This window comes from Patescibacteria group bacterium, assembly GCA_020148145.1.
Classification (GTDB): Bacteria; Patescibacteriota; Minisyncoccia; order Minisyncoccales; family JAHCRE01; genus JAHCRE01.
On sequence record JAHCRE010000011.1, the window covers coordinates 1 to 16,477 of the forward strand.

Sequence of the window (16,477 nt, forward strand, 5' to 3'; positions counted from 1 at the left end):
ATACAGAGAAGGCAAAGCAAGCGTGCAGTGAAATTAAAGAATTTGATGAGGTTCATAGTAAAGAAGGGTGTTATAGTATGGTTGAAAGGTCAAAGGAGGAAAGGTTAGCTGAATCTGCGGTTGTTGCCTTTATGGAGGCTCGTTTACAAAGAGATTATGAAGGGGCTTTAATTTGGCTTACAGATAATGCTGGAGGACAATATCTTTCCCGAAGCGATTTACCTCTAACTGGGCTTTCTAATCCTCATTTTGCCGACTTTCAGATTCTAGAAAAAGAAAAATTAGAGACTACTCAATTTCGATTCAAAGTAAGAATTTATGAAGAATATACTGGTGAGGGAATAATTGGTTATTTTGATGAAACAGTCATTGTAATTAAAATTAATGAGAACTACATGATTGATTCGCTAGAAGAAAGGAGTGCATTTTACAACCTATAAAAAGTTAAGAATGCCCTGACCGAGGGGCGTTTTTAAAACCTCTCAAAATCCTTGGATTTTCCCTTAAAATTTGGGTTCTGGACCGAGCAGGGGAGCACCGTTCAGAAAATCGCCAAGAAGGCGATTTTTTGGTAGAATAGGAGAATATGGTTCAACAGTTTCTAAAACCAGACTGGAGAAAGATTGTTTTAGCAACTTTTCTAATGATAATTTCCTTGCCTGGTTACCCTCCTTATTATAGAGGTGGCGGAATTCCACTTCCTTATTTTACTTCTGGAAAGTGTCCTATCATCGGTCCAAATTTACCGTCTTGTGCTATAAGGTTTATTCCAGTAAATCTTGTTCTTGATATCATAATTTTATATCTTCTCTCCTGTCTCATATTCTGGATTTACGATAAAGTGAGAAAAAAATCTTAACTAACCAGATTCTAGTACCGTCCGCACAATTCCTTCATTTGTCTTAACATCCCTTCAGGATATTTAAACACTTCTTCCCATCTCAAGGTTCGAAAATCGTCCCACCCGGGGAGCTTTTTTATTTCCGCCCGCCCCGCCCTAGGGGTTGATTTTTTTTATGGGATTTGATAAATTATCTACAATAGGAGAGACAGCTCTTTAGGAGGTTAAAAAATGGGTGAAATTATTGCTGAATGGCTAAAGAAATGGTTGAAAAAGCATCAGAGACATCGAACAGTTAATAAAGGAAGCACTCTTGTTTGTCCTAAAAATATGATTACTATAGATGTTACGAATATAACTCATTTTAAATACTGTCCCTTGTGCGGAACAGACTTGGGAAAGATTAAGATAGAAGGAGAGCATAATCATTCTTGGGAGCATTAGAAAACTACCTCATAGAGACAAACCCCCATATTTGTCTCTTTTTTATTTCCGCCCGCCCCCGAGAGTTTTTCTCTCGGGGTTTTGGTTTGCGGGCGATTTGAAGTATAATTAGATAATATGAAATTAAAGCAGTTTTTAAAATCAGACCGGAGAAAGATTATAGTATTTATTATCTTATTTCTTATCTCTGCCTTTGTACCTTATATTCCATGTGAGAGACACTGGCTGAAGCATCGTTTTTATCCCGAACTTTTTCCTAGTCCTAAATGGACGTTTTGCTCGGCTTTTCCAATTGGACCTACTGAAGTTAGGTATGATTATCTCGGTATAGAAAATCCAGAGTTATCAAAATTTATAATTCTATTCTTTCTGTTTATTTTTCCCTATCTCCTCTCCTGTGTCATAATCTGGATTTATGATAAATTCAGGAAGAAACCTTAATTAAACAGGTCCTAATATCGTCCAGCCAGGGGAGCCGACCTGGACAACGCTTTACGTAAACTAACAGAAAATCGCCAACCAGGTGGTTTTTTGGTAGAATGAGAACGATAACAAAGATGAAAGAAAGCATAAAAAAAGATATGGTTGCCGGGTTGGTTATTAAGAATGGGAAGCTGCTTTTAGTCCACAATATAAAACACAATGGTTTAAGAATTGAACCTCCTGGTGGTAAAAAGAATGAAGGCGAAGAATGGGAAAAGTCTATTGTTAGAGAAATAAAAGAAGAACTCGATATAATAGTTAATCCAACAAAACTCTTTGGTATATATGACACCTCTTCTCCAGAAGGTGACTTTTCTGTTCATATGTATTTTTGTGAAATAATAAAAGGTAAACCAAGAATTACCGAACCAGACAAGATTAACGAATTTAAATGGTATTCTTTTAATCAATTAGAGGAATTAAAAAAATCTGGTCGTTTAGTTCCAAATATGTGCAAAGCGTTAATTGATTTGAAACCATTTTTAGCTTAAACAGGTTCTAACATCGTTCACGCCCCGCAGTTATTTAGCCCGAGCCCTTGGTTTGGGCTTTTGTTTATGGTAGAATAGAAACACAAGGTCGGCATAATAATCCAATAATAAAAACATGTCTAAAACAATAATTGCAATCATTATTATAATAATTGTCGCAGGATTAGGTTATTGGGTTTATCAATCAACGATAACACCTGAAGGATTAACTGAAATGGAACAAGCCTGTCTAGATTCTGGAGGGCAAGTATCAACATCATTGTGTTGTAAAGCAACTGGTGATTTCCCTAACCTATGCCTCATTGGTCCTTGTGGTTGTTCACCAGATAATAGTCATCAGGTAAAGATTTGCGATTGCGGACCTGATAAATGCTTTAATGGAAGCGAATGCGTATCTTTAGATGAGATTTCAAATCTTCTTGAAAATCTTAAGCAAGAAACTGACATAGATTTTTCAGAAGTACAAGATATTGAATTTAAGTGGATTGTTAAGGTAGATCCACAAATAGAAGAGGAAACTGTGGCTGGAAAAGGATTTGAGGCTAATAGAATATCAAGTGAACAATATGATAGTATTGAGCAGTTTTTAAAAGATAATGGCTTTGAGGTAGATCTTTACAATATAGCTGACGGTCTCTTTACTGGATTGGTGGGATATAAAAAAGACCAGATTGTCTGTACTGTTTCCGGAGGGTCTACTCCGCAAGAACCTGATATCAAAGATGTAACGGTGAATTGTGGAAAGTTAGAGAAAACCGAGATGGAATACGCAACAGAAGATTGGCAGGTTTATACGAATGAAAAGTATGGATATTCTTTAAAGTATCCTCAACCCTGTCTCTTTGGTCCTTTGCCGGGTTATTGCAAACAAAGTCCACCAGAAGAAAGACCCCGGGAATGCTTGTGCTATTTTAACGCTGAAAATCCAGACGAGGTATCTCTGGGAACCTTTACTGGCACAAAATCTGATTTAACCGGCGCTTCATTCGTTGTTTTCCATTCTATTTACGTTGATTATTATAGTCCTCCTGCTGGCACAGACCTGGTTGAATGGGTTAAAGAAAACTTTTCTTACTATGACGATATTCCTGATGAAATAAATATGGAAATAGACGGCATACCAGCTTTGAGGGTTTATACTCCTAAATCACCCATGGCTTGGTCTCAAGAAGATATTTACTTTATAAAGAATGATAAAGTCTTTCAGATTAGCATGTTAAACGTGGACAACAAAGATAATAGGGCACTGTACGATAAAATACTTTTTACCTTCAGTATCTCAGAGTAATTAATTTCACTAAACAGGTTCTAACATCGTCCGTCCCTCGGAGCCGCCGCCCCGAGAGCGAAGCCGTGAACCGAATTTATTCTGGTTCTGCGGTTTTTCTCGGGGGTTATTTTATGGTATAATAGAACAATATGGAAGAAGAAAAACAAATTTCACCACAGCCTCAAAAGAAAAATAAATGGGCATTGGCCTCTTTAATTTGTGGAGTTTTGAGTATTTTTTCCATGTTTGGAATTTTTGGTATTTTTCCCTTCCTCGCTATCGCATTCGGAACTATGGGACTTATTAAAAAAGAAAATAAAACTTTTTCAATCATTGGAATCACTCTTGGAATTTTAGCACTCATTTTTAAATCCTTTCTCTTTTTCTTAAGTTGGCTTTGGAAGTGAAGGTTTAGAGGTTCGAGTCCTTTCTGGGGAGCTTTAATCCCGAGAGTTTTTCTCGGGAGGGGTTTGTTCTTCCAGGACTTGACAAATTTAAAATCAATATGGTATAATTGAGACATAAATAAGGAGGGGCTGAATAGGAGGCGAGAAGAATGAATATCCACGCTAAAAAGGGTGACAAGGTCATTTACAAGCATCCAAATAGTGGTTACAAACACCACCAAGAGACAGCAAGGAAACACTTAGTGCTAAATCAGGTATACACCGTTGAGAGAACTGAAGTAGGTGATTGGCATACAGATGTATATCTACAAGAAGTTCCTGGGATTGCATTCAATAGTGCTCATTTCGAAGATACGTAAAAAACCAGAAATAGCATCTATATAGTCTACATGTATGTTGTCTCAAACTCTCTAACTACGGTTGGAGAGCTTTTTTATTTCCGCCCGCCCCGAGAGCGAAGCCGTGAACCGAATTCTTGCCCCGTAGTGAACTCCGTTCTACTACTGGGGTATTCTGGTTCTGCGGTTTTTCTCGGGGTTTTGGTTTTGGGATATTTTTGCTAAAATAATAATATAGTATTTTATTAGGAAAAATTATGGAAGAAGTAATTCCCAAAGAAGAATTTAATAAATTGATGAAAATTGAAGGAGAGGTAAAAGGGTCTGCAATTAAGGAGGCCATAAGATTTATTTTCAAAGAAAAAGGGGGAGAGGGAATAAAGAAATTAGAGGACACGATAATAAAGCTCGGTTATCCAAAATACAGAGAGATAAAAACAATGGATTTTTATCCTATAGGGATAGCCGCTATTACCCAGATAGTCATTAAGAGGCTTTTTAATTTCGACGACAAAAAGCTTCAGGAAATGGGAAAATTTGAGGCCAAATTTTCTTTAATCATCAGACTTTTAACAAAGTATTTATTTTCACTTGAGAAGGCAGTTAAGCAAGTCCCAGAAATGTGGGAAAAATACTATACGGTCGGAGATCTTAAAGTGGCTGAATATGATGAAGAGAAAAAATATTTAATTTTAAGACTAGAAAATTTCCGTGTCCACCCACTTTTCTGTCAAGTCTTAAAAGGGTATTTTTCCAGCATACTTCAAATGATAGTTAGGGATGAAATAACCTGTAAGGAAACAAAGTGTATTTTTCGCGGTGATGAATATGATGAATTTTTACTAAAGTGGTAAGCAGTAGCATAGGGTTTTATTAAAAAAATTTGTGAATTTCTTGGTTGACAAACCTTAGATAAAAAAAGAGAATAAAATAAGAACTTTGATTATACTCAAGGTCGAATCGAATAAATAATTTTAATTAAATAAAATTAAAATGATAGAAACTATTTTTTGGATAATTTTAATTGTCGTAGTAATAGGTCTGATTTGGTATTTTCTTCGGCAAAAAGGAGCACCAGCACCAACCGAGGAACCTGAGGAAAAACCGGAAGTTCCATCATCAGAGATTCCTTTGGAGGTTCCTCCCTCAGCAACTCCCCCTGAAATTCCACCATCAGAGACTCCACCTGAAGTTCCACCATCGGAAACACCAACCATTTAATTTTTAAATACGATATAAATATGAAATGTTTTGCCCGGTAGGACAACTTGGTTGTACTACTGGGTTTAGTTGTTAGATATTGACAGAAATTTTGAGTTTGTTATACTCAAAATTAGAGATATTTAAACCACCGAGGAGGGATTAGGAGGAAAGAAATTCAGATAATGAATCAAATTCAGCCAAAACCGACTTGGAGGGAGGAAAGGAGGTGGTTTTTTTCGTTGGTACAGTTAAAAAACTGTGTTTTTTTATTGAAGGTTTTTTATTGAGGGAAGCTACCTCTGGACACCAAGTTAGATGAGATGAGTTATCTCATTTCCTCCCTAACTTTGGTGTCCGGAGATAATTTCTTTTAATGTTTAAGATAGAATGGCCTGTGGAAAACTTTTACTTGACCTACCTTTTGACTTAATTATACAATAATTAAATTGAATAATTTGCTTAGAGGAGGAGCTAAGTAAAAAATCAGTGTCCTACCCATCAAAGTTAGGAAATAAAAATTTTATACCTCAAACAAAAACTTCTCAAGAAGGGGAAGTTTTTATTTTTTTATAAATAAAGGTCAACCAAAAATTAACAATTATAGATTTGTTAAAAAAATGAAAAAAATAATCTTAGCAATAATTTCAGCAACACTATTATTTACTATTCAGTCAACCTTAGCTACACCTACAAACTTAGTTGTCAATGGAGATTTTGAAACACCAGAAGTCACCAATTCTAGTAAATGGCAGGTTTTTTCCTCAGACGCTGTTCCAGGCTGGACAGTAGAATGGGCAGCAGAATATTCAGGAGCACCAGACCCTGCCAATCTTGAGCTGCATGAGGGTGTTCTTATGTCTGCATATGACGGCGATCAGTCTGTAGAGATGGACACTGATTGGAGTTCAGCCAATGGAGAGCCAGCTTCAGTTAAAATTTATCAGGATATTGAAACATGCGTAGGCGGTGAATACACTTTAAGTTATGCCTGGTCTCCGCGTCCCAGACACAATAATAATGCAATGGAAGTTTACTGGAATGGAAGTTTAGTTGGAAGTCATTCAGGATCAACTTCTGGTTGGAACTTAGAGACAATAACCGGTTTAACTGCCTCTGGAGCTACAACCCGAATCGAATTTATTGAAACAGGTAATCCTGATTCTTTGGGAATGTTTTTAGATGCAGTAAGCGTTGAGCAGACCAAGGATTGTCTTTTAAGGGAAGCAGAAATTACTTCGCCAGCAGCAGGAGATACTATAGTTGGTTCAGTTGATTTCACAGCTTACTTAATTGATGATGACCAAGATCCTGTCCAGTGGGCTGTTAGAAAAGGAACTTGCGCTATGGGACAAGGCACGGTTTTAGGAAATGTTGATGGACATAATGACCCCTATACTTGGACATATGATTCAGGTACCCACACTCATACTTTCTTAGCCACAGCTGATACTTGTGCCTGGGAGCCAGGAGATTATTGTTTTGTTTTTAATCCCAAAGAAGATAGCGGCGAAAGTGATATCCGCTTAACCCGTGAGTTTATAGTTGCTTCCTGCGATGAAGACGGTGATGGTATTGATAATAATGAAGATATGTGTTTAGGAACAGGGGCAGATGTTCCCGAGGAAGAATTAGGAACTAATAGATGGATATGGGATGGGACTGACTGGATAACAAACAAACCAAAAGGAAAAGGCAAAGGACTTGATAGAGATTTTACTATTGAACAAACTAATGGATGTAGCTGTTTTCAGATACTTTATTGGCTTAATGAAAATTATCTTGCGGAATATGGTGAAATGAATGGTCATTGGAAATTTGGTTGCAGTAAGAGCGTTATAGAAGATTTTATTTCTCTTACTGACTAAGTAATACAAAAATAAAAAGGTCGAACAAAATTATTTTAAAATTTTGAAAAAGAGTGAAAAAAATATTTTTAGTAACAATCATAGTAACTCTGTTATCTGTAGCAAGTATTGCAATGGCAGGTATTCCTGATGGAGCAGCTGGTCCCTGGGCAGATGAAATGGTGAGCTTTAATCAAGGAAACAGAGCTAATGGTACGCCAGTTGTGCCCGAAAGAAGCGACCCTACTCAAGCTCTTGGTCCAGCAGAAGGTACTGATACAATCAATTTTGTTTCTCTTGGTTTTGGTGGAATATTAATCTTGAAATTTGATAACTGCATTTTAAACGGCGAAGGTGACGACATAGACATTGTTGAGACAAGTTATGGCAGTCCAAGTTGTGGCGCTTATCCAGAAACAGTTAGGATTTATGCTTCTCAAGATAATAGTACTTGGGAGGATTTGGGAACGAGCTGTTTAGATGGAGCTTGTGACTTGGGGTCATTGCCCTGGGCTCAATATATAAAGTTAGTTGATGAAAGTAATACTAGTGATTTTGGCGGGACAGCTGATGGTTTTGATGTTGATGGAGTAAAAGCAATTCATACCGCTGAAGAATGTCCAGAAGAACCTTGTTGTGGAGGAAAACAGATTAATGTAGGTAATCGTGCCTTTGTCATAAATGATGTAACAGCTGTTGGAAAGACCGGTGGAAATAAAATCATTAATATTGCCAGTAAAGGTGGCTCAAATGGTGGCAACAACACCATTAGGACCGGTGATGCCCAATCTGTCGCTGTTACTACTACTGTAGTTAATTCTAATTTAAGAGAACCTTGTTGTAGAGGAAAGCAAATTAATGTAGGTAATCGTGCTTTTGTAATGAACGATGTAACAGCTGTTTCAAAGACTGGCGGAAATAGAATTATTGACGTAGCCACAAAAGGTGGTTCAAGCACTGGCCATAATTCAATCACTACTGGTTGGGTCTATTCCGGATCTTCAGCAATGACTGTTGTTAACAGCAATAAAAGAGGAATTGTCCGCTAAATAATACAAGGCTCAGGCATTTAGAGCCAAGAAAAGGTCGGCTAAAAATTTAAAAATTTTTAGAAATTAATCAAATGAGAAAAATAATTGCAATAACAGTTTTGACAGTTTTAACTCTTACTGCTTTTCCAGTAAAAGCTAATGGAAACTTAGTTGTCAATGGTGGCTTCGAAGAGCCAGTAGTTACTGATTCAGCCCAGTGGGATATTTTCCCTGACGGTACAACTGGTTTAGGTTGGACTGTTGAGTGGAGAGGAGATATTCCAACCAGCTGGGGCGGCTACCCAAGACCAGATCCTTCTTTGCAGGAGCTTCATGCCGGAGTAAATGGCTGGCTTCCTTACGAAAGAGACCAATATGCCGAGCTCGATACAGACTGGTATGGTCCAGGGCATCCTCAAAACAATGAACCGGCTTCTGTAAAAATTTATCAGAATCTTTCTACTGGATGCGGATGCCAATACGAGTTAACATTTTGGTTTTCACCTCGACCTGGAACACCCGAGAGCGACAACGTTCTTGAGGTTCAGTGGGGCGGTACGGTTTTAGGCACTATTTCTCGAGCAGGCAATAGCCAGACTGACTGGTCAGAACACACATATACAGTAACTGCCACAGGTTCTACTACAAGATTGCAGTTTACTGATTTAGGTACTGCTAACTCTCTTGGAACTTTCCTTGATGATGTAAGTGTTACAGAGATTTCTTGCCCAGAAGAACCATGTTGTGGAGGAAAACAAATCAATGTAGGAAATCATGCCTTTGTGATAAATGATGTAACAGTTGTTTCAAAGACTGGCGGAAATAGAATTATTAATATTGCCAGTAAAGGCGGCTCAAATGGTGGCAACAACACCATTAGGACCGGCGATGCCCAATCTGTCGCTGTTACTGATACGGTGGTTAATTCTAATTTAAGAGAAGGTTGTTGCGAAGGAAAGCAAATTAATGTAGGAAATCACGCCTTTGTAATGAACGATGTAACCGCTGTTTCAAAAACTGGTGGCAATAGAATTATTGATGTAGCCACAAAAGGTGGTACAAGTTATGGCAATAATTCAATCACTACCGGTTGGGTTTATTCTGGAGCCTCAGCAATGACTGTTGTTAACAGCAATATTATTAGAAGCTGGTAAGAATTAATAGAGCTCAGATCCGCGCCCCCTATAGAAACTAGTGCTTAGGGGGCGGGACTTGGGCTCTGCCTTGAGCCATGCCCCGATCCTTTAGGATTCGGGGCGAAACCCCGGGTTCTTCGGAATTCGGAGCAAGGTTCAGGTATTTAAAGAACCCAAGCCCGCCTAAATTTTTCCCAAAATTTTGGTGGGCAAGAAAGGTCGAAGGGAAAAAATGAATTAAATAACATACAAGTAAAATGAGAAAGATATTTGTTGGTTTAGCAGTTCTAGCTTTAGCCTTGATGGCAGTTGCTCCAGCTTTTGCTCGTGGGCCCAAACAGGTTGCTGTAGATAATTGCGCTTTTGTAATAAATGATGTAACAGCTGTTGGAAAGACTGGTGGAAACAAAATTATAAATATTGCCAGTAAAGGTGGCGATAACGATGGTAACAATACCATTAGGACCGGTGAAGTCGAGTCTGTTGCTTATGCTGAGACTATGGCTAATTCTAATTTACAAGAAGGTTGCTGCATGAGAAAGCAGATTAATGTAAATAATCATGCTTTTGTAATGAATGATGTAACAGCTGTTGGAAAAACTGGTGGGAACAAAATTGTTGATGTAGCCACAAAAGGTGGTGCAAGTGGTGGCAACAATTCAATTACTACTGGTTGGGTTTTGTCTGGAGCTACAGCAATTACTGTTGTTAACAGCAATATTACTAGAGGTGTAGAGTAGTAGGACCATAGATATAAGATTGATTGTTAAGAATAAGGAAGAGGGTTCCTTGCCTCTTCCTCTGGATAAGCTCTTATAAAACCTTATAAAAGATTGATATGAGGGCTTATACAAGGGAAGACTACGACCCACCCACCCTAAATATGAAAAAAAATCTTACAATTATCATTTTGGCTTTAATAATTATTCCTTTATCTGTTCAAGCTTTTTCCTTTGAAGAACTTTTTAACGAACTAGGAGAACTATTCTCCGATGAAGAATGGTTTTCTGAAGAATGGGTTTCTAATGAAAATGGCGATAGTCAAGTGATAAATAGGATTAATGTTTCAACCAATACTGGCGATACAGTAATAAATGGTGAAGTAAAAGAAGGTGAGACAAAGAGTAAAGTCTATGTAAAAAATATTATTAACGGAACAGAAATAGATCCAATTGAGATTGAATCTGAGGCAAACGAAGTTAAAGTGGAAAGCGAAATTAAAGTAGAGGATGACAAAGCCATTGTTCAAAGAGAAATCCAGATTGATTCTGAAACCGAGACAGAAACTTATGAGGTAGATTTGGAAGATGCTGATTCTTGTCTTTCTGAAATGGAAGCTTGTGAAGGGAATTTAGGAGAGACTGAAGAGAGTGTAACCGGCAGCTGGTGGGGCAACTTCGTTGATAATCTAAAATCTTTTTTCTGGAATATTTTTAGTATTTTTTAAAGAATATGAAAAAAATAAATAAATCAAAAATTATTATCTTAATTTCTTTACTAATTACAGGATTAGTGGTTTTTGCTTTCTCTGCTTTTTCAGTTTTAGCTGAAGAAGGGGAAGGTGAAAATGGTGGTATCCAAATTGAAACAGCTGAACCTTATTGTGGCGATGGTAATGTAGATGAAAGTGAAGAGTGTGACGACGGCGCAAACAACGGCCTTGAATGCCTCCCTGAATATGGCTCAACTTGTAATTATTGTTCAACAGATTGTCAAACCGTTGAACTTCAGGGTCCCTATTGCGGAGATGGCAATTTAGACGATGGTGAAGAATGTGACGATGGAAATAATGAAGACGGAGATGATTGTTCAGCTAATTGCCTAACTGAAGAAGTTAGTGAACCAATATGTGGAGATGGAGTTATAGAAGGAGATGAAGAATGTGACGAAGGAGAAAATAATGGAACAGAGTGCACTCCTGAATATGGTTCAACCTGTAATTATTGTTCAACAGATTGTGGAATCGTCGAGCTTACAGGCGCTTACTGTGGCGATGGTAATTTAGACGAAGCTGAAGAATGCGATGACGCTAACAATGAAGATGGAGATGGTTGTTCAGCTAATTGTACAATTGAAGAAGTTGCGGGCGAAGAAGGCACTGGCGAGGGAGAAAATGAACCACTATGTACCGACGTTGATGAAGACGGTTACGCAGTCGAAGGTGAAGATTGCGGAGCCATAGATTGTGATGATACTAACCCAGATGTTAATCCAGGTGCTACTGAAACTAGCGACAATCAAATTGATGACAATTGTGACGGCGAAATAGACGAAGAAGAGCAAGGAGATTCAACTGACGAAGGAGACGAGGGAGACGAAGTAGACGAAGGAAACGAAGAATGCGAGGAAGAGATAGAGGAGATTATAGAAGATTTCGAAGAAGAAAACTGCCAAGAAGAAGATTGTGCGATAGAGCTTGTCGAAAATAATGAGGCAGAAGTAGAAAATGAGATTGTAAATGCAGGGTCAAGCGGCAGTAATGAGGTTGAAAGTCCTGGCGATGCCATAATCGACACTGGAGATGTAAATTTGGTCGTTGGTTTAGTTAATACTGTAAATTCTAACGTTATTGGCTTTGATTTTGCTCAATTCTTATTCAACATTTTTTCGCAATTACAAGGAAATATTGATCTATCAGAGGAAATCGGAGAATCTTCTGAAGAAGGTTGTTCTCCAGATATGGATTGCATGAATATCGTTAGTGATAACGAGGGCTCTATTGAGAACGAAGTTTTAATTGATGCTTCAACTGGTAACAATTCAGCTAGCAGTAACAGCGGAGATGCGATTATTAACACAGGAGATGCTAATGTTGTTACCAATGTCTTTAATTTTCTCAACAGCAATATTATTGGTTCAAACTGGACCCAGATTATTATAAATGTCTTTGATAATTGGATTGGTGATTTAATTTTCCCTGGAAAAGAGGCAATGCAAGATTTTTTAGGACAAGGATCATCGGTCTGCGGAGGAGATTGCGGAGGAACCAATATAGTTAGTTCGAATGAAGGCCAAATCGAAAACGAAGTTACTGTAGTTGCAGATACCGGTCAAAACACAATCACAAGAGGCTCTGGTATAATCAATACCGGTCATGCCAATGCCCAAGCCAATGTTTTTAACGTAGCTAATTCTAATATAAATGGTGGAAGCTGGTTCCTTTTAGGAATCAATGTTTTTGGCAACTGGAAGGGGAATGTATTTAGTTTACCTCCCGGCTTTGGAAATAATGTAAGCTCTAATGGTGTTAAACTTTATAATCTTGGACCCGAAGATCTCGATAATCCATCAGAGAATAGTTCTTTGAATATCGTTAACGATAATACAGGGACCATTAAAAATAGTGTTCTAGTCAATGTTTCAACTGGTGGAAACACGGCCAATTCCAATGAAGGCTCAGCTGTGATAAACACTGGAAATGCTAATGTTCTAACTAATCTCACCAATATTTTAAATTCAAATATTACTGGAGCCAATTGGCTTTTGGGGATGATTAATGTTTTTGGTAACTGGCAAGGGGATTTAGCTTTTGGCCGACCTGACCTTTGGATAGGAATTAGTGCAGAAGCTCCGAGTAATATGCCAAAAACTGGTGAGCAAATTACATACACCTTGACTTATATTAATAATGGAAATGCTGATGCCACCAATGTTACTATGACTGACGATTACAATGAAGAGCATCTTGACGTTAATAATTCTGGTTCAGGTACGGTTATAGATAATCCGGGGGAAGTGTACTGGAACATTGGCACAGTCCCACCAGGTGGTTCAGGTTCAGTTTCATATACTACGACAGTCAATGGAAATATGCCCCGTGGAACAGGCCTTTATATTACTAACACCGCCCAAATTGACTGTTTTGAAGATGATGCAAATTATGCAGATAATATTGATGAGATTTCAATCGGAATAGCTAAAATTTATGAAAATTCTCCCTGTGGCATGTGGCCCTGCCCATCAACACCTGCTCGACCAAACTTAGAAATTACCAAAACTAATAATGTTGATGATTTTGTTTATGCTGGAAGCGAGGTTGATTATCAGATAGTACTTTACAATGACAGTAGCGGCCCGGCCTATGATGTAGTTATTGAAGATGTTATAATTATTGACCAAGATTCTTTTGAAGTATTTAATACTCAAAGTTGGGATTTAGGGAAAGTTTTTCCTTATGAAGAAATAATCATTGACTATACAGTAGCTATTGGCTCTGAAGTCCCGGTTGGTTTTTATAAAAATACTGCTAAAGCTACGGGTACAGACAGCAAAGAAAATCCTGTTTGGACTTCTGAAGTCTCTACTGTAATTGAGGTAAGGGTAGAAGAAGCCCCTCCTCAGGAAGGAGCTGGAGAGGAATTAGAAGAAGAGGAAATAGTAGAAGAGGAAATTTCTCTTGAGGAGATAGAAAATGAACTAAATGGAATAGAGGATAAGATAGAGAAAATAAGGGAAGAAATAGAGAGAAGGATAAAAGAAGCTCCCCCTGAGGTTTCGCCTGAGCCCGAAAGCACTCCAATTCATTTCCCAGAAATATTGATACCAGAAGTTTTAGCTCAAGAAGAAGAGCCCGGCCCATTAGAAGAACCCAAAGAGCCAAAAATTGAGAAAAATGGACTAGAAAAGCTTTTAGAAAAACTTCTGGGTGCAATCAGTAGAATGTCACCTGAAGATATTCCAATTGGTATTGGCCTCCTTACCCTTTCAATAATTATTTTATTCTTTTTAATGCGAGAACGAAAAAATAAAAAAGGGAAGAGAAAAAAGGGAAGAAAAAAAGTAAGTAAAACCTAAAACATTTTATCAATTAAGAAATTAAAAACGGCAAGAGAATATCTTCTCGCCGTTTTTTCTTGACTAATTTTCAAGAAATTGTATCATAATTAAGATGGCCTCAAATTCACTTCTAACCATTAAGAATACTGTTATAGAAAAAGGTGAGTTTTTAATTTAAAAATTCCGCGAGAAGCGGAATTTTTTGTTCTTAACAATCAAAGGTCGATTTGTCATCGAAAACTAAATTTTATTAAAAATATGAAGAAAAAGTCAAATGTGGAAAAATTAGCCAACTTTTTATTAGAATTAAGGGTTTTCAAGTACGCTCCTCGAGCCTCTATTTCTTATTTAAAAGGACCGATAAAAGAAAATGTAGCCGAGCATTGTTTTTTTACTACTATGATTGGGTGGGTGTTAGCGAGACTCGAAAAAGCCAATGAAAATAAAGTTATAAAAATGTGCCTTATCCATGATTTAGCCGAAACAAGAGGAGGGGAGAGAAGTCTCATTAATAAATTTTATAGCCAACCCTTGAATGAGCCAAAAATGATTCAAGAAATATGCCAGGATTGTAGTTTGGAGGATTTTCAATTTACTAAGCTTTTTCGAGAATTTTTTGAAGAGAAGACTAAAGAGGCAAAAGTGGCTAAAGACGCTGATATTTTATCCCAAATGATGTGGGAAAAAGAATGCTTAGATTTAGGAAATCAAAAGGCAAAAAAATGGGTTGATTTCTCTTTAAGCAGGTTAAAAACAAAAAGTGGCAAGAAATTGGGAAGAAAACTCAAAACAGTAGATAGCGATGAGTGGTGGATGGAAATATTTAAAAAATACATTTTAAAAACAAAATTCCTCTAAATTGATGGGTGAAGGTAAATTAAATATAAAACTTCCAAAGAGCCCCGCGCCGAAGGCGCGGGCTCTCTTGTTTTTGGGAAGATTGAGTTATAATATAAAATAGTGGTTTGGCCCCGCCCGAGGCGGGCGGGGGAGAGAAAAAGTTAAAAAATTGTGTTCAATTCAAATTTTTGGGCAAACTATCTCAAAGATGCAAAACTTGACAGTGATATCTATAAGTTTATTATAAAAATAGAGAGCACTAAAGTCTAAAATCTAAAATAATTTATAAATTATGCTTACAGAAGAAGATGTCCAAAAAATTATTGAGGCTAATCGGGAAGTTTTCCCTACCAAGGAAGATTTTGAGAATTTCAAGCAGGAGTTAAGGGAAGGCTTTTCTGATTTACAAACCTCTGTAGATGCTTACGCAAAGAAAGCTGATGACTATTTCAAAGAAATGGTAGCATTATCACATAAAGTTAACCGTCATGAGAGGTGGATTCAACAAATCGCCGAAAAACTTGGAATAAAGTTAGAATATTAAATTAAATCAAATTACCTTTTTTAAGAGCCAGCCGAAGGCGCGGGCTCTTTTGTTTTTGGGAAGATTAAGTTATAATATAAAATAGTGGCTTGGCCCCGCCCGAGGCGGGGCAGGGGATAGAACAGGTCGAACTACCCTCGTTTTCTATGTAACCTTTTTAATTAAAAATTAAAATTTTATGTCGGATGAAAGTTTAGAAAACAAAAAAATTCTTATTGGAATAAGTGGCGGTATTGCTATGTATAAAATCTGTAGCCTAGTCCGGTTACTTGTAAGAAATAGGGTTCAGGTAAAAGTAGTTATGACGGAAAATGCAACGAAATTTATTTCTCCCTTAGTGTTTCAATCTTTGACACAATCTCCTGTATATGTTTCGATGTTTAACCCTATAAGGTTGGGTTTTAATGACTTAAAACATATAAAATTAGCCAAATGGTTAGATATATTTATATTAGCTCCTGCGACAGCTAACACGATTGGTAAAATAACCAATGGTATTGCAGATAATCTTTTAACAACAGTTATTTCAGCTTTGCCCGAAAAGATACCTTTAATTGTTATTCCAGCCATGAATGTAAATATGTGGAAAAACGTTTTTGTTCAAGAAAATATTAAGAAACTAAGAAAAAGAAACAATTGTTATATCGTTGGACCCATAAAAGGAAGGTTGGCGAGCGGCGAGATAGGAGAAGGAAGAATGGTAGAAATAGAGGAAATTTTCAAAATTACGAAAAAGCTCCTTTTAAAATAAAAAATCTACTTTAAAAGGAAGATATTAAATTTGAATTTAGTTACTAGGGAATAAAGGTTCTAGTTCTATTTTTACACA

The 16,477-nt window shown here is 37.2% G+C and carries 18 protein-coding genes; all 18 read left to right on the top strand.

From position 1 onward, the window contains the following. Nucleotides 1–440 (top strand): hypothetical protein (locus tag KJA15_01080; GenBank protein ID MBZ9571916.1); only part of this gene is annotated, 440 nt, incomplete at its 5' end. Nucleotides 441–586: 146 nt separating this feature from the next. Beyond that, the gene (locus tag KJA15_01085; protein MBZ9571917.1) at nt 587–859 is read left to right on the top strand and encodes a hypothetical protein; all 273 of its coding nucleotides are present in this window, start codon (nt 587–589) and stop codon (nt 857–859) included. Between the two features lie 213 nt (nt 860–1,072). Then, on the top strand, nt 1,073–1,285 hold the full coding sequence (locus tag KJA15_01090; protein ID MBZ9571918.1) for a hypothetical protein: 213 nt from the start codon (nt 1,073–1,075) through the stop codon (nt 1,283–1,285). Between the two features lie 117 nt (nt 1,286–1,402). Then, nucleotides 1,403–1,726 carry a hypothetical protein gene (locus KJA15_01095; protein ID MBZ9571919.1) on the top strand — a complete coding sequence of 108 codons (324 nt, stop codon included), beginning with the start codon at nt 1,403–1,405 and terminating at the stop codon, nt 1,724–1,726. 98 nt (nt 1,727–1,824) lie between these two features. Next, nucleotides 1,825–2,259, top strand: coding sequence for an NUDIX hydrolase (locus tag KJA15_01100; protein ID MBZ9571920.1), 435 nt, complete (start codon nt 1,825–1,827; stop codon nt 2,257–2,259). A 115-nt stretch (nt 2,260–2,374) separates the two neighbouring features. After that, nucleotides 2,375–3,547, top strand: coding sequence for a hypothetical protein (locus tag KJA15_01105; GenBank protein ID MBZ9571921.1), 1,173 nt, complete (start codon nt 2,375–2,377; stop codon nt 3,545–3,547). A 131-nt stretch (nt 3,548–3,678) separates the two neighbouring features. Further along, a complete protein-coding gene (locus KJA15_01110) occupies nt 3,679–3,936 on the top strand; it encodes a DUF4190 domain-containing protein (protein MBZ9571922.1) in 258 nt (85 codons plus the stop codon). Nucleotides 3,937–4,531: 595 nt separating this feature from the next. Beyond that, the gene (locus KJA15_01115) at nt 4,532–5,128 is read left to right on the top strand and encodes a hypothetical protein (protein MBZ9571923.1); all 597 of its coding nucleotides are present in this window, start codon (nt 4,532–4,534) and stop codon (nt 5,126–5,128) included. Between the two features lie 139 nt (nt 5,129–5,267). Beyond that, nucleotides 5,268–5,495: a hypothetical protein gene (locus KJA15_01120; GenBank protein MBZ9571924.1), complete on the top strand. Its 228-nt coding sequence runs from the start codon at nt 5,268–5,270 to the stop codon at nt 5,493–5,495. Between the two features lie 599 nt (nt 5,496–6,094). Beyond that, nucleotides 6,095–7,342, top strand: coding sequence for a DUF642 domain-containing protein (locus KJA15_01125; GenBank protein ID MBZ9571925.1), 1,248 nt, complete (start codon nt 6,095–6,097; stop codon nt 7,340–7,342). A gap of 53 nt (nt 7,343–7,395) precedes the next feature. Further along, a complete protein-coding gene (locus KJA15_01130) occupies nt 7,396–8,370 on the top strand; it encodes a hypothetical protein (protein ID MBZ9571926.1) in 975 nt (324 codons plus the stop codon). A 74-nt stretch (nt 8,371–8,444) separates the two neighbouring features. Next, nucleotides 8,445–9,506: a hypothetical protein gene (locus tag KJA15_01135; protein ID MBZ9571927.1), complete on the top strand. Its 1,062-nt coding sequence runs from the start codon at nt 8,445–8,447 to the stop codon at nt 9,504–9,506. A 239-nt stretch (nt 9,507–9,745) separates the two neighbouring features. Beyond that, nucleotides 9,746–10,228: a hypothetical protein gene (locus tag KJA15_01140; GenBank protein MBZ9571928.1), complete on the top strand. Its 483-nt coding sequence runs from the start codon at nt 9,746–9,748 to the stop codon at nt 10,226–10,228. A gap of 98 nt (nt 10,229–10,326) precedes the next feature. Then, nucleotides 10,327–10,935, top strand: coding sequence for a hypothetical protein (locus KJA15_01145; protein ID MBZ9571929.1), 609 nt, complete (start codon nt 10,327–10,329; stop codon nt 10,933–10,935). A gap of 5 nt (nt 10,936–10,940) precedes the next feature. Beyond that, the gene (locus KJA15_01150) at nt 10,941–14,282 is read left to right on the top strand and encodes a DUF11 domain-containing protein (GenBank protein MBZ9571930.1); all 3,342 of its coding nucleotides are present in this window, start codon (nt 10,941–10,943) and stop codon (nt 14,280–14,282) included. Nucleotides 14,283–14,522: 240 nt separating this feature from the next. After that, a complete protein-coding gene (locus KJA15_01155; GenBank protein MBZ9571931.1) occupies nt 14,523–15,122 on the top strand; it encodes an HD domain-containing protein in 600 nt (199 codons plus the stop codon). A gap of 274 nt (nt 15,123–15,396) precedes the next feature. After that, complete coding sequence (locus tag KJA15_01160; GenBank protein MBZ9571932.1) at nt 15,397–15,648, top strand: hypothetical protein; 252 nt, start codon at nt 15,397–15,399, stop codon at nt 15,646–15,648. A 178-nt stretch (nt 15,649–15,826) separates the two neighbouring features. Then, entirely contained in the window at nt 15,827–16,399 is a 573-nt protein-coding gene (locus tag KJA15_01165) for a hypothetical protein (GenBank protein MBZ9571933.1), read from the top strand. The last annotated feature ends 78 nt before the right edge of the window (nt 16,400–16,477 follow it).

Coding starts and splice junctions, on each gene's coding strand:
- KJA15_01160 (MBZ9571932.1), top strand. CDS start 15,397: ATGCTTACAGAAGAAGATGTCCAAAAAATTATTGAGGCTAATCGGGAA.
- KJA15_01085 (MBZ9571917.1), top strand. CDS start 587: ATGGTTCAACAGTTTCTAAAACCAGACTGGAGAAAGATTGTTTTAGCA.
- KJA15_01135 (MBZ9571927.1), top strand. CDS start 8,445: ATGAGAAAAATAATTGCAATAACAGTTTTGACAGTTTTAACTCTTACT.
- KJA15_01100 (MBZ9571920.1), top strand. CDS start 1,825: ATGAGAACGATAACAAAGATGAAAGAAAGCATAAAAAAAGATATGGTT.
- KJA15_01125 (MBZ9571925.1), top strand. CDS start 6,095: ATGAAAAAAATAATCTTAGCAATAATTTCAGCAACACTATTATTTACT.
- KJA15_01105 (MBZ9571921.1), top strand. CDS start 2,375: ATGTCTAAAACAATAATTGCAATCATTATTATAATAATTGTCGCAGGA.
- KJA15_01150 (MBZ9571930.1), top strand. CDS start 10,941: ATGAAAAAAATAAATAAATCAAAAATTATTATCTTAATTTCTTTACTA.
- KJA15_01090 (MBZ9571918.1), top strand. CDS start 1,073: ATGGGTGAAATTATTGCTGAATGGCTAAAGAAATGGTTGAAAAAGCAT.
- KJA15_01095 (MBZ9571919.1), top strand. CDS start 1,403: ATGAAATTAAAGCAGTTTTTAAAATCAGACCGGAGAAAGATTATAGTA.
- KJA15_01115 (MBZ9571923.1), top strand. CDS start 4,532: ATGGAAGAAGTAATTCCCAAAGAAGAATTTAATAAATTGATGAAAATT.
- KJA15_01120 (MBZ9571924.1), top strand. CDS start 5,268: ATGATAGAAACTATTTTTTGGATAATTTTAATTGTCGTAGTAATAGGT.
- KJA15_01110 (MBZ9571922.1), top strand. CDS start 3,679: ATGGAAGAAGAAAAACAAATTTCACCACAGCCTCAAAAGAAAAATAAA.
- KJA15_01145 (MBZ9571929.1), top strand. CDS start 10,327: ATGAGGGCTTATACAAGGGAAGACTACGACCCACCCACCCTAAATATG.
- KJA15_01165 (MBZ9571933.1), top strand. CDS start 15,827: ATGTCGGATGAAAGTTTAGAAAACAAAAAAATTCTTATTGGAATAAGT.
- KJA15_01140 (MBZ9571928.1), top strand. CDS start 9,746: ATGAGAAAGATATTTGTTGGTTTAGCAGTTCTAGCTTTAGCCTTGATG.
- KJA15_01155 (MBZ9571931.1), top strand. CDS start 14,523: ATGAAGAAAAAGTCAAATGTGGAAAAATTAGCCAACTTTTTATTAGAA.